This is a genomic window from Prauserella halophila, from assembly GCF_024171895.1.
GTDB classification, from domain to species: Bacteria; Actinomycetota; Actinomycetes; order Mycobacteriales; family Pseudonocardiaceae; genus Prauserella; species Prauserella halophila.
Genome location: NZ_JAMTCQ010000009.1, coordinates 239,731 through 252,891, shown reverse-complemented (window position 1 = coordinate 252,891; position 13,161 = coordinate 239,731). Strand labels below are relative to the sequence as shown.

The 13,161-nt window shown below is 70.9% G+C and carries 10 protein-coding genes; 7 read left to right on the top strand and 3 right to left on the bottom strand.

All coding sequences use genetic code 11. The features are described from left to right. The first annotated feature begins 297 nt into the window (after nt 1-297). The 4 genes from LY41_RS07330 (at nt 298) to LY41_RS07315 (ending at nt 3,863) form a co-directional block, all read left to right on the top strand. The gene (locus LY41_RS07330) at nt 298-1,326 is read left to right on the top strand and encodes an ABC transporter substrate-binding protein (protein ID WP_253863113.1); all 1,029 of its coding nucleotides are present in this window, start codon (nt 298-300) and stop codon (nt 1,324-1,326) included. 5 nt (nt 1,327-1,331) lie between these two features. Next, nucleotides 1,332-2,102, top strand: a complete 771-nt coding sequence (locus LY41_RS07325; RefSeq protein WP_253863112.1) for an ABC transporter permease — start codon at nt 1,332-1,334, stop codon at nt 2,100-2,102. Further along, nucleotides 2,099-2,917, top strand: a complete 819-nt coding sequence (locus LY41_RS07320; protein WP_253863111.1) for an ABC transporter permease — start codon at nt 2,099-2,101, stop codon at nt 2,915-2,917. The genes LY41_RS07325 and LY41_RS07320 overlap by 4 nt, the downstream gene beginning before the upstream one ends. A 67-nt stretch (nt 2,918-2,984) precedes the next feature. Beyond that, nucleotides 2,985-3,863, top strand: coding sequence for an ABC transporter ATP-binding protein (locus LY41_RS07315; RefSeq protein WP_253864026.1), 879 nt, complete (start codon nt 2,985-2,987; stop codon nt 3,861-3,863). A gap of 99 nt (nt 3,864-3,962) precedes the next feature. On the opposite strand, the gene LY41_RS07310 is transcribed toward LY41_RS07315, so the two are convergent. Beyond that, nucleotides 3,963-8,120, bottom strand: coding sequence for a sensor histidine kinase (locus tag LY41_RS07310; protein WP_253863110.1), 4,158 nt, complete (start codon nt 8,118-8,120; stop codon nt 3,963-3,965). Nucleotides 8,121-8,310: 190 nt separating this feature from the next. On the opposite strand from LY41_RS07310, the gene LY41_RS07305 reads away from it, so the two are divergent. Both LY41_RS07305 and LY41_RS07300 read left to right on the top strand, forming a co-directional pair. Continuing rightward, nucleotides 8,311-9,957, top strand: a complete 1,647-nt coding sequence (locus LY41_RS07305) for a DNA repair helicase XPB (RefSeq protein WP_253863109.1) — start codon at nt 8,311-8,313, stop codon at nt 9,955-9,957. 167 nt (nt 9,958-10,124) lie between these two features. Next, nucleotides 10,125-10,916, top strand: coding sequence for a DUF4253 domain-containing protein (locus LY41_RS07300; RefSeq protein WP_253863108.1), 792 nt, complete (start codon nt 10,125-10,127; stop codon nt 10,914-10,916). A 35-nt stretch (nt 10,917-10,951) separates the two neighbouring features. On the opposite strand, the gene LY41_RS07295 is transcribed toward LY41_RS07300, so the two are convergent. Continuing rightward, nucleotides 10,952-11,530 (bottom strand): type 1 glutamine amidotransferase domain-containing protein, encoded by a 579-nt coding sequence (locus tag LY41_RS07295; protein WP_253863107.1) that lies wholly within the window; start codon nt 11,528-11,530, stop codon nt 10,952-10,954. 106 nt (nt 11,531-11,636) lie between these two features. On the opposite strand from LY41_RS07295, the gene LY41_RS07290 reads away from it, so the two are divergent. Beyond that, complete coding sequence (locus tag LY41_RS07290) at nt 11,637-12,608, top strand: o-succinylbenzoate synthase (RefSeq protein ID WP_253864025.1); 972 nt, start codon at nt 11,637-11,639, stop codon at nt 12,606-12,608. A 19-nt stretch (nt 12,609-12,627) separates the two neighbouring features. Here LY41_RS07290 and LY41_RS07285 read toward each other — a convergent pair whose 3' ends face one another. Continuing rightward, complete coding sequence (locus LY41_RS07285) at nt 12,628-13,131, bottom strand: MarR family winged helix-turn-helix transcriptional regulator (protein WP_253863106.1); 504 nt, start codon at nt 13,129-13,131, stop codon at nt 12,628-12,630. Between the last annotated feature and the right edge of the window lie 30 nt (nt 13,132-13,161).

Below are 13,161 nucleotides of genomic sequence, written 5' to 3'. Positions count from 1 at the left end.
CGTAACCCTCTTAGCTCAGAACGAGGCGAAACCCTTCGCTGCGTTACTCGGCGTTCACTTCGTCGTCTCTCTGTCCGGCACTCAAGAACACGTTCAGTAGTGTTTCATAATCCAACTCCTTACCGGGAGGGTGACACCTAACACTCATCCATTCGTATTGAGTACCCGTTGTGATCGCTTTGCCCGCTTAATAGAGTGGGGCCGCACCTTCGGTGTGCCTGGTCCAGACCAGCGACGTCGCAGGTTCGGGCCTTGTGGTCACCCCCACGCCATCATCTAGTCCCACGAGGAGTTGCCTTGCGTCCATCACAACGCCGTGCCAGCGGCCGGCGTCTCGCCGCGCTCACCGCCGGCCTCGCCGTGTTCGCCTCCGTCAGCGGCTGCGGGCTGCTCGGCGGTTCCGAGGACGAGGACAGTGGCAACGCCCAGGTCGAGAAATCGAAGATCAACGTATCGGTCCAGGGCACCATCGATCTCTCCGCGTTCTACCTCGCTCGCGAGCAGGGCTACTTCGCCGACGAGGGCCTCAAGGTCAACCCGATCAAGGTGGACAGCGCCGACATCGGCTTCAACAAGCTGAACGCGGGCGAGGTCGACGTCATCTACTCGGGCTACACCGGCTTCTTCTCGCACCAGGCCGCCGGCGACATGGATCTCAAGCTGATCGCCGACGCCTCGTCCGCGGCACCGAAGTCCAACGCGATCATGGTCCCGAAGAACTCGCCGCTCGAAGAGCCGAAGGACCTCGAGGGCAAGACCGTGGGTGTGACCCCGCCGGACACCCTGGCCGACATCCTCACCAAGGCGTGGGCCGAGGCCAACGACGTCGACCTCGACAAGGTCGACTGGCAGCCCGGCGGCTTCAGCACGTCGCAGAAGGGCCTCGGCAAGGGCATCGACGCGGCGTTCTTCCCTGACCCGTTCATCGCCATGAACCAGCAGCAGATGGGCGCCGAGTCCCGCTGGGACCCGATGACCGGACCGCTGGAGAACCTGCCGATGGCCGGGTACGGCGCCACCGCCGACTTCGCCAAGGAGAACCCGAAGACGGTCGCCGCGTTCCAGCGCGCCATGGCCAAGGCCAGCGACGAGGCCGAAACCGCCGACCGCACCAAGGTCATCGACCCGATCCTCGTCGAGCACATCGGCCTGCCCGAGGACCTCGCCCCGATGACGACGCTGCTGACCTTCGAGAGCAGCCTCGACCCCGAGCGCATCCAGCGAGTTCCGGACCTGATGGTCGACCGTGGCGCCCTCGACAAGAAGATCGACGTCGAGGACATGATCGTCCCGCCGGACACCGGCGAGGACGACTCGGCCAAGTAACCGGCGTGCTCAAGTTCGCCAAAGGACTCACCGGCCTGCTCGGTTTCTTCCTGCTCTGGGAGATCACCGTGCAGGCCGGTGTACTGCCGGACTACTGGGTCCCGCCGGCCAGTGAGGTCACCACCACCTTCGTGAGCCTGCTCGGCGACGCGGAATTCCTCCGCGGAGTCGTCGCCACCCTGCTGGCCTGGTTGATCGCGCTCGGCGTCGCCATCGGTATCGGCGTGCCGGCCGGGCTCGTGCTGGGCAGCGTGCCCGCACTGCAGTCGGCGGCCCGTGCACTCATCGAGTTCCTGCGCCCGATCCCTGCCGTCGCGCTCATCCCACTGGTCATGGTGACCATCGGCAGCGGACCGGACGCCAAGATCACCCTCGCCGTCTACGCCGCGGTGTGGCCGATCCTGTTCAACACGATCTACGCCTTCGGCGAGATCGACCCGGTACTGCTCGATTCCGCCCGCGCGACCGGCGCCAACCGAAGGCAGTCGCTCACCTGGGTGGCTCTGCCCCACGCCGCGCCGTTCATCTTCACCGGTATCCGGGTCGCCGCCTCGATCGCACTGATCGCGGTCATCAGCGTCGAGTACGTCGCGGCATCGGAGATCGGGCTCGGCCGCTACATCCTCGAAGGCGGGATGAACAACGGGCACCTGGACCAGGTCATGGCGGGCACCGTGCTCGCGGGCCTCGCGGGCTGGGCGATCAACTCCGCGCTCGTCGGCAGCGGCAGGCGACTGTTCCGTTGGGCCGACACCGAGGAAAGGGCGGCACGTTGAGCGCCACGACTCTCGCCGGCAAACGGACGCGCATCCTCGGCTCGGCCGTGGTGACCTGGCTCGTCTTCGCCGCAGCCCTGCTGCTGTGGGAACTGATCGCGATCGGCGCCGACAGCGTCTACTTCCCCCGGATGACGGCGATCCTCGGCACCGCGGTCGACCTGCTGCTGTCCGGCCCCGCCTGGCGGCTCATGCTGAGCGACGCCGTCTTCGAGATCGTGCTGCCCAGCCTGGCGACGGCCCTCGGTGCGTGGGCCGCCTCCGCCGTGCTCGGCATCGCACTCGGCACCGCGCTCGGCCGCTCCGACTGGGCGATGGACTACTGCGGCACGCTGATCTCGTTCCTGCGTTCCGTACCGCCCGTGACACTGATGCCCGCGTTCATGGTGATATTCGGTATCGGGGTGGAGATGGAGATCGCGGCGATCGTGTTCTCCACCCTGTGGCCGATCGTGCTCAACACCGTGGACGGAGTGCGCTCGGTCGACGAGGTCAAGATCGACACCGCTCGCTCGCTCGGCACACCACGGCGGTACTGGATCGGGATGATCGTGCTGCCCGCCGCGATGCCGAAGATCTTCGCCGGCCTGCGGCTGAGCCTGTCGATCGCCATCCTGCTCATGGTGGTCGCCGAGATCGTCAGCGGCAGTGGGATCGGCCTGCAGCTGTCCACCACGCAGTCGACGGTCCAGTACACCGAGATGTGGGTGTGGGTACTGCTGCTCGGAGTACTCGGCTACGCGCTCAACAGCGCACTGCTGGCCGTCGAACGCCTCGTGCTCGGCTGGCAGCCCACCCGTGGGGACGACGCATGAGACTCCGCGGCGTCCGCCCCCTGACCCCGACCTGTGACGCGCCCGTAGGAGGCTGACCGTGCCGACCATGCTCGAGGTTTCCGGCCTCACCCACCAGTACGGCCAGGGTGAGCGCGCGCACGTCGCCGTGCGGGACCTGGCGTTCACCATCGAATCCGGGCAGCTGGCGTGCATCGTCGGCCCGTCCGGCTGCGGCAAGTCGACCCTGCTGCGCTGCATCTCCGGGCTCATTCCCGCGACGGGTGGTTCCGTCCGGCTGCACGGCGACGAGGTGTCGGGCGTGCCGGGCGACCTCGCCGTCGTGTTCCAGGACTACAGCCGTTCGCTGTTCCCCTGGCTGACCGTGGCGAAGAACGTCGAGTTCCCGCTGCGCTGGCAGAAGGTGTCGAAGGCCGAGCGCTCACAGCGCGCTGCCGAGGTCCTCGAATCGGTGGGCCTGTCCGGAGTCGGCAAGAAGTACCCATGGCAGCTCTCCGGCGGGATGCAGCAGCGCGTGTCGATCGCGCGGGCGCTGGTGAGCAGGCCTGCACTGCTGCTGATGGACGAGCCGTTCGCGTCGGTCGACGCGCAGACCCGCGGCGAACTGGAGGACCTGACCCGCCGGGTGCAGCGCGACCTGGGCAGCACGATCCTGCTGGTCACGCACGACATCGACGAGAGCGTCTACCTCGCCGACCGGGTGCTGGTGCTGTCGAAATCGCCCGCCTCGATCGTCGCGGATCTGACCATCGACCTGCCGGCCGAACGCAACCAGATCACGACCCGCGAGTCCGAGCGGTTCGTATCCCTGCGCGGCGAGGTCGCGCGCCTGCTGCAGAGCCCGCAGGTGCAGCGCCCCGGCGAACCGGATCCCGCGACAGCGGAATCCGGACCCGGGACCACGACCGTCGAGACGGGGGATACCGCGGGGACTGCGGATACCGCGGAGGCCGCCGCGCGGAGCTGACCGGCACCGCGCCGGTGGCGGTGTCGAAGCCGAGGCCGGTATCGGTGTCGAGGTCGGTGCCGAACGCGAGCCGTGTGCGCCTTCCGGGTGAGCCAGGGCTCAGCGGCTGCGAGCGTGCCTGGCGCGGGCCGTGGCCTGTTGCAGTCCCGACATCCGATCGCGGATCGCCTCGGGCGACCGGTCGATGAACGTCGACTGCAGCCGCGGCCGGCCCCCGTCGGTGTCGTTCCCGTTGCGGTGACCGGACTGCCCCGCAGTGGTCCCGGCGGTCCCGTCGGCCGCTGCGCGGTCGGCGGTCGCCCCCTCGGCAGTGGTCCCGTCGGCGTTCGTCCGGTCCGGATCGGTGCCGGCGGGTCCCGTGCCGTTGCGCTCGGCAGCGCCCTGTCCGAAGCCGCCCTGTCCGAAGCCGCCCTGACCGGGGTGGCTCTGTCCGGCGCCGCCCTGTCCGTAGCCACCCTGTCCGTAGCCACCCTGTCCAGCGCCGCCCGGTCCGAAGCCGGCAGGCCCGGCCGGGTGCGGTTCGGCGCCCTCGCCGGGCACGGCACGTCCGTCACCGTTGCGGTGCCACCTGCCGGGTTCGGCACCGTTGCGGGGCGAGTCGCTCCGGCCGGGGCCACCGCCCTGACCGGAGCCGTTGTAACCGGCAGGCTCGACGGGCCAGTCCTGGTCGTCGCCACCCGGTTCGAACCACCGCGTCATGAGCCGGTGATAGATCGCCATCCGGTCGGTGGGCGCGTCGTCACCGAGCGCCGGTTCCGATTCCCTGGGAGAGATCGGCGCAGGTCGTGGCTGGGGCTGGGACTGGGGCTGGGACTCGGGCCGGGGTCGGGGCTCGGACTCGGGCCGGGGTCGGGGCTCGGGCTGTGGCCGGGCCGCAGGCTGCGATCGGGGTTCGGGCTGTGGCCGGGCCGCGGGCTGTGGCCGGGGTTCGGGCCGCGATCGGGGTGTCGCAGTCGGTTCGTCGCCGTCGCGCATGGGCCAGGTGGGACCGGGCCCCCACCCCGACACATCGGTCTGCTCGGCCGGTCCGGACTCCGGCTCCCTGGGCGGGCGTGCCACACGCTCCGCAGCCGGCCCGTCGCCGGGACTCTCGCCGCGGGCCGGGGCCACCTCGTCGATCCGGGCCCCGGTGGGAATGCCTGCGACCACATCGGGCTCGGTCGCGGGCGGGTTCGCAGCGGACGTCGCAGCGGACGTTGCAGTGGCTGCGGTCGATCCGGCAGCCGTCTCCGTGGCCGCCTCGAGTGAGCCGACCACCGGAATGGGCGCGGTCGGTCCGTCCGTGACCTCGGCAGCCGACTCCGGCACCGGTGGGTGTGCCGCGGCGGACGCGGCGTCCGGGTCCTCGTCCCAGTCCGCCTCGCGCCTGCCGAAGACCGCGGCACGCCCCGAGTCGGGAACGCCCACGATGCGGGGAATTTCCTCGGTGAGCGACTCGTCCGCGGCGGGCGCGGCGCCGGGACGCCGCACCGGCCGTCGCGGCTGTACGGGCCGCTCGGCGCTCACGGCATCGGCGGGCCCGGCACCGGAAAGACCGCCCTCGCCGGCCCCGCCCGCATCCTCTGCGTACCCGGCGGTGTCCTCGACGTCCCCGGTGTGCCCGATGTTCCCGGTGTTGTCGATGTCCCCGATCTCCGGTGGAGCCTTCACACGCTCAACGCGGTCGGCATGCTCAGCGCGGTCGGCACCCTCGGCATGGTCGGCATGCTCGGCCCCCGCAGGCGCGGCGGACTCGTCCCCGCCCTCGGACAGCACCTCCGACACCGCGGGTCTGCGCCGCGGCAACACCGGAGCAGGCTCCGCCCCGTCGGTGATCCCCGGGCCGGCCGGAACGCCGGATGCCGCCGCGGTATCCGGTTCGATCGCCGACTCGACCGCCGGCTCCCGTTCGGGCTCCTGCTCCGGCTCCGGCTTCGGCTCCAATGCCAACTCCGGCCCCGGTCCCGGTTCCGATTCCTGCTCCGGCTCCGGCCCCGGTGGTGACACCGGAGCCGGGGCCGGTTCCGGAACCGGCCTGGTGAACGTGTCCGCGCCGGCATAGGGATCGGCGAACAGTTCGGCGACGGGCTGCTCCCGCACGGACCCCTGCCCGGGCGCGCGCTTGCTCACCGGCGCACTCGCCGGGCCGTCCACGGGTTCGTCCGCGGCTGCGAGTGGTTCGGACGGTTCGGGTTCCGAGGGCAGCGCCGTCGCCGGACGACGCTGCGGCTCCGGCCGGAACACGACCGACGACGGCGGCCCCTGTTGCGCAGGCTCCTCCTCGCCGGTCGCCGATTCGAGCGCGACCGGCGACTCCCGCGGCGACGAATCCGCCTGTCGCACGAGTGCCGCGGGCACGACGACCGTCGCGGTCAGGCCCATCAGATCCGCAGCCGACAGCCACACGCGAATGTCGTGCTGCCTGGCCAGCCGCGCGACGACGTAGAGCCCCATCCGCCGCGACACCTCGACGTCGACGTCCGGCACCTCGGACAGGCGTACGTTCGCCCTGCGGATCTCCGTCTCCGGCATGCCTGCACCGCGGTCGGTGATGTCGATCCGCCACTCGCCGTCCTGGGTGACGGCGCTGACGACCGACACGGGCGAGTCGTCCGGCGAGTAGTCGGTGGCGTTCTCGAACAACTCGGAGATCACGTGCACGAGGTCGCCGACGATCTCGCCCCGGACACCGATCTGCGGGGTCGCCGCGACGCTGATGCGCTGGTAGTGCTCGACCTCGGACAACGCGGCGCCCATGATCTCCTCGGCCGCGACGGCGCCCGGCAACGGCCTGCCGACGTCCTGCCCTGCCAGGACGAGCAGGTTCTCGCTGTTGCGGCGCATCCGCGTGGCGAGGTGGTCGAGCTCGAACAGCCCGCCGAGGACGTCGGGGTCCTGTTCGTGCTCCTCCATCCGGTCGAGCACCGTGAGCTGCCGTTCGACGAGATCCTGACTGCGGCGCGAGAGGTTAACGAACATCGAGTTGACGTTCTCCCGCAGCATCGCCTGCTCCCCCGCGAGCCGCACCGCCTGGCCGTGGACGGCGTCGAAGGCCCGTGCCACCTGGCCGAGCTCCTCCCTGCTGTACACGCGGACGGGTTCGACGGACCGGCGATGCGCATCCTCCGGTCGCGGGTCCGGGTCGGCCAGGATGCCCTTGACCGCTTCCGGCAGCCGGTAATGGGCGACGTCGAGCGCACTGGTGCGCAGCGTCCGCAACGGCCGCAGCAGGGACCGCGTGATCGCGACCGCGAGCAGGCCGGCGAGCAGCAGCACACCGAGGATCACGGCACCGTCGATCAGGGCGTCCGACCGCGCTTCCGACGCCAGCGCCGACGATCGGTCGCGTACGTCCTCCCGCAGCGCGTCCTCCACCCGTTTGGCCGCGTCGACGGCCTGGGTGGCCTGCCGGTCCCAGGTCGCCGGATCGGCCGACGGGTCGCCGTCGAGCACCGCGGTGACGGTTCCCGACGTGGCGTCGACGAGCGGGGTCAGCTCCTCGTCGAGCAACCGCCGCTGGTCCGGGGTCGCGAACTCGGCGTGGTTGTGCCGCTCATCCGCGACCTGCGCGTCGGCGCCCGCGAGCGCACGCGTCAGGGCCGGGTTCACCGCACGCGAGGCGAGGGCCTCGCCGACGAGCGCCCTGCGGATCGACAGCGCGTCCTTCACCCGCGCCACCGACGCGGCGGCCAGGTAGGTGCGCGCCAGTTCCCGGTCCGGGGTGTCGACCGCGGCCTGCCCTCCGATGTCGAGCAGTCCTGCGACGAACTCGTTGTAGGCGGCCAGCACCTGCCCTGCGGGTTGTGACGAATGCTGACCCGCATAGCGCGCGTCCGCCAGCCCCTCCAGGCGGCGCTCCCACTGCCGGAAATCCTCGACGGCCTGGTCGGGCAGCTCGGGCCGGGCAGCGGTGAGCGCCTTCTCGAATTCGCCCCGGGCACCGTCGACCCGGTCCCGCTGCCGGAGCACCTCGACGGGCTGCCCCTGGCGTCCGCCCGCGACGTACCGCACGGTCAGGTCGCGCTCGCGCTGCAACTCGTGGACGAGGTTCGCGACGGTGTCGTCGACCCGGACGCGCTCGGTCGCCGCGGCGTAGTCATCGGCCTGCGACAGATTCGACTCGACGCGCAGCCCCGCGAAACCCAGCATCGCCAGCACGGGGACGAAGAGAGCGGCGAGCAGGCGCGTTCGCAGGCGCCAGTTGCGCAACCGCCAGCGTCCGCCCGATCGCTGGATGTCCGCCGCTTCGTCCCGGGGGGCGTGGCTGCGACGGGGCAACGGACTTCCTTCATATCAGCGCGAAAGACACTCGGATCGTAGCCACCGTGGGGCGGCCGGGACCAACACCGGCGGTAGCCAGCATGACGTCCCGGCGATGGTATTGCGCCGGGGCGTCAAGCTCCAGTATGAGGGCGCGCTGACCACCGGACGGCCCAACCGCCCGCGAACGGAACGTATAAAGGGAGGCGTGAGTGATGGCCCCCTGATCGTCCAGTCGGACAAGACCGTGCTGCTCGAGGTCGACCACGACCGGGCAGCGGACGCGCGGATCGCGATCGCACCGTTCGCGGAGCTGGAACGCGCGCCCGAACACGTGCACACCTACCGCGTCACCCCGCTGGCGCTGTGGAACGCGCGGGCCGCCGGGCACGACGCCGAGCAGGTGGTGGACGCCCTCACCACCTACTCCCGCTTCCCCGTTCCGCAGCCGTTGCTGATCGACATCGTCGACACGATGGGCCGGTACGGCAGGCTGCAGATCCACGGCGATCCCGCGCACGGCCTGGTGATGACCACGACCGACCGTGCCGTGCTCGCCGAGGTCCAGCGCAGCAAGAAGATCAAGCCGATGCTGGGCGTGCAGGTCGACGAGGACACCGTGGCGGTCCACCCGTCCGAGCGCGGCCGCCTCAAACAGGCGCTGCTGAAGGTGGGCTGGCCCGCCGAGGACCTCGCGGGCTATGTCGACGGCGAGGCGCATCCGATATCCCTCGAGGAGGACGGCTGGGCGCTGCGCGAGTACCAGCGGCAGGCGTCCGATTCGTTCTGGGCGGGCGGCTCCGGCGTCGTCGTACTTCCGTGCGGTGCGGGCAAGACGCTCGTCGGCGCGGCCGCGATGGCGCAGGCACAGGCGACGACGCTGATCCTGGTGACCAACACGGTCGCCGGCAGGCAGTGGAAGCGCGAACTCGTCGCCAGGACGTCGCTGACCGAGGACGAGATCGGCGAGTACTCCGGGGAGAAGAAGGAAATCCGCCCGGTCACGATCGCGACCTACCAGGTCATCACGCGCAAGTCGAAGGGCGAGTACAAGCACCTCGAGCTGTTCGACTCCCGCGACTGGGGCCTTGTCGTGTACGACGAGGTGCACCTGCTCCCCGCGCCGGTGTTCCGGATGACCGCCGACCTGCAGTCCCGTCGCCGCCTCGGCCTCACGGCGACGCTGGTGCGCGAGGACGGCCGCGAGGGCGACGTGTTCTCACTGATCGGACCGAAGCGGTTCGACGTGCCGTGGCGTGACATCGAGGCACAGGGCTGGATCGCCCCCGCCGACTGCGTCGAGGTCCGCGTGACGCTCACCGAGGGCGAACGGCTGGCGTACGCGACGGCCGACGCGGAGGAGCGCTACCGCCTCGCGTCGACGGCGCACACGAAGACGGCGGTGATCAAGAACGTCGTCGAGGCGCACGAGGGCGAACCGACGCTGATCATCGGTGCCTACCTCGACCAGCTGGAAGAGCTCGGCGCGGCACTTGACGCCCCGATCATCCAGGGCTCGACGAAGAACAAGGAGCGCGAGGCGCTGTTCGACCGGTTCCGGAAGGGCGAGATCAACAAGCTCGTCGTGTCGAAGGTCGCGAACTTCTCGATCGACCTGCCCGAGGCGACGGTCGCGATCCAGGTGTCGGGCACCTTCGGCTCCCGGCAGGAGGAGGCGCAGCGGCTCGGGCGGCTGCTCCGCCCCAAGGAGGACGGGCGGCAGGCGCACTTCTACTCCGTCGTCTCCCGCGACACGGTCGACACCGACTACGCCGCCCACCGGCAGCGTTTCCTCGCCGAGCAGGGCTACGCCTACCGCATCATCGACTCCGACGACCTGCTGCGCCCGCTGTAACCGCGGTTCGCCCGTGGGCGCCTCCGGTTCGGCCGTGGGCGCCTCCGGCTCGGTCGCGGGCGTGGGTTCACGTGCCGACTCGTTCGATCACCCGTTCGAGTGAGGTTGCGGCGGACGATCTCCACTCACCCCCGAAACTGTCGGTGGGTCGAACTAGCGTTCGGGCCATGTTCACATCGACCACAGCCAACCGGACCGGCGACCACTCCGGCTCCCACTCCGACCCCCACTCCGGCGACCGTCTCGCTCTGCCGCCGGGACGCATGCACCAGGCGTTGTGGGTGTCCGACGACCCGATCACCGACCCCGACCTGTACCTGGCCTGCGTGGCCGCCTTCCCACAGACCGGCCGCTGGCCCGTGCTCATCCCCCGGGACCTGCGCTTCGAAACGGCTGGGCAGGACTGGATCGACGACCGACCCCGGGACGTGCCGACCGACCACCTCATCGGCCGTTGCGACCCCGGTGAAACCCTCCGTTCCTGGTGGCGGGGGCCGTGCTGCGACGGCACGTGCCTGGAACCGTTCGGCGCCGAGTTCCCCGGGCTGGCCCGGCGGTCCCCGCGCAAGTCCGACCCGCTGGCCGAGGCAGGCAACACGGGCTCCCGTCTCGTCGCGAGCGGAAGCCACCGGCTGGGCATCGCCGAAGTCGGCAGGCCCGCGGACCTGCCCGCCGCACTGGGCTGGCAGGGCATGCTGCGCACCACCGACCGCGCCGAACTGGTGTCGACGGTGCTGCGCAGCTGGGAGGACCGGTTCGGCGCGACACTGATCCGTCTCGGCTACGACGAGATGGTCCTCTCGGTCGCCGCACCGCCGAAGACCCGCAACCGCGCCGAGTTGCTCGCAGCCGAGCATCGCGCCTTCTGCCTCGATCAGTTCACGGCCCAGCCGGACACGCTGAGCGCCGTGGCCCGCGGCCTCGTCGGCGAGCGGCTGTGGGCGTTCTGGTGGGAATGAGACCGGTGGCGACGACCCGGTGGCGACGAGGCTCGTCACGCCGGTGCGGTGTGCCCCTGTTCGGCCTGCTGCGCCAACTGTTCGACCAGTTGCTCGCAGAACGCGGGCAGGTCGTTCGGGTTGCGGCTCGTCACCAGCCTGCCGTCGACCACGACCTGGTCGTCGACCCACTCGGCACCGGCGTTGCGCAGGTCCGTCTGCAGGCTCGGGTACGACGTCAGCCGCCGGCCGCCGGCGATGCCCGCGTCGATGAGAGCCCACGGAGCGTGACAGATCGCCGCGACGGGTTTGCCCGCGTCGGCGAACGCGCGCACGAACCGCACCGACGCCGGATCGGTGCGGAGCAGGTCCGGGTTCGCTACCCCGCCCGGCAGCACGAGGCCGAGGTAATCGTCCACCGACGCCTCCGAGACGGCTTTGTCCGCGCGGAACACGTCGGCCTTGTCGAGGTGGTTGAAGGCCTGCACGTCGCCGTACTCGAACGAGATCAGCTCGGGCAGGCCCTCGGCGTCCTGGACGGCCTTCCACGGCCTGGTCAACTCGACCTGTTCGACCCCCTCGGGCGCCACCAGGAAAGCCACTCGACGGCCACTGAGCCTGCCGGTCACAGCCACCACTCCTCTCGCATCGCGTCACTTTCGCGCGTACCCGGCCGGAGTGCCGGGCGAAACGCGCGCGGACAATGGCCCGGTGAACGAGAAGGCGGTGAACGAGAGGGCGATGAGGTCCGACGTGCCGGGCGTGTTCGCACTGCCCCTACGGAACCGGTTCCGCGGCATCACCGTGCGCGAGGGCATGCTGCTGCACGGCCCGGCGGGCTGGGGCGAGTTCGGCCCGTTCCGCGACTACGACGACCCCGAATCCCTGCCGTGGCTGGCGGCGGCCGTCGAGGCGAGCCGGGACGGCTGGCCGGCACCGGTACGCGACTCGGTCGAGGTCAACACGACGGTGCCGGTGGTGCCGCCTGCGCACGCGCACCGACTGGTCACCGCGTCGGCCTGCCGTACGGCGAAGGTCAAGGTCGCCGACCCGCGGTCGTCGCTCGCCGACGACTGCGCCCGGGTGGAGGCCGTCCGCGACGCGCTGGGGCCCCGCGGGGCGATCCGCGTCGACGCGAACGCGGCGTGGGACGTCGACACCGCCGTAGTCGCCCTCGGCGCACTGGATCGTGCGGCGGGCGGACTGGAGTACGCCGAGCAGCCGTGCCCGTCGGTGCCCGAACTCGCCGAACTGCGGCGGAAGGTCGGCGTGCGGATCGCGGCGGACGAGTCGATCCGGCGGGCGGAGGATCCGCTGCACGTGGCCGTGGCGGGCGCGGCCGACGTCGCGGTGCTGAAGGTCGCTCCGCTGGGCGGGGTGCGCCGGGCACTCGACGTCGCCGAGGCGTGCGGGCTGCCGTGCGTGGTGTCGTCCGCGGTCGACAGCAGCGTGGGCCTCGCCGCAGGGCTCGCGCTCGCCGGAGCGTTGCCGGAGCTGGACTTCGCCTGCGGACTCGGAACGGCGAGCCTGCTCACGGCCGACGTGACGAGCACGCCGCTCTCCCCTGTGGGCGGTCTCCTCCCGGTGCCGCACACGGCGCCGGAGCCGGACCTGTTCGCCGACCACCCGGCCGGCGCCGAAGCCACGCGCTGGTGGCACGAGCGGCTGAACCGCGTCCGGGAACTCGGGACGACCTCGCCCGGTGATCGGTGATCGGTGAGCCCGCCCCGGACTATGCGCCGGGCGGGTGATCACCGAGGCCGATCAGCAGCCGGCGCAGCAGGTCGGCCAGCTGCTCCTGCTCGCGTGGGTCGAGGCCGCCGAGCAGTGTCGCCTCCAGCTCGACGTGGTCGACGACGACGCTGTCGACCAACGTCCGGCCGGGTTCGGTGAGCGTGATCAGCACACTGCGCCGGTTGGCGGGATCGACCTCACGCGTGACCAACCCCTTACCGACGAGACGGTCGATCCGGTTGGTGATCGCTCCCGAGGTGACCATGGACGAGTCGAGGAGCTGACCGGCCGTCAGTCGGTAGGGAGCGCCGGAGCGGCGCAGCGTCGCCAGCACGTCGAACTCCCACTGCTGCAGGTCGTGTGCGGCGAAGTGATCGCGGAGCGCGCGATCGAGCAGCCGGGACGCCCGCTGGATCCGCGCCACCGACCCCATCGGCGTGACGTCGATATCCGGGCGCTCGGTCCGCCACTGGTCCAGTCGCCAGTCGACGTTGTCCTCCACGCGGCCACCCTTCGCAGAACATCTCAACAT

What these genes read in the sequence shown, in the direction of transcription:
- LY41_RS07315 (WP_253864026.1), top strand. Translation starts at nt 2,985, where the DNA reads ATGCTCGAGGTTTCCGGCCTCACCCACCAGTACGGCCAGGGTGAGCGC.
- LY41_RS07290 (WP_253864025.1), top strand. Translation starts at nt 11,637, where the DNA reads ATGAGGTCCGACGTGCCGGGCGTGTTCGCACTGCCCCTACGGAACCGG.
- LY41_RS07300 (WP_253863108.1), top strand. Translation starts at nt 10,125, where the DNA reads ATGTTCACATCGACCACAGCCAACCGGACCGGCGACCACTCCGGCTCC.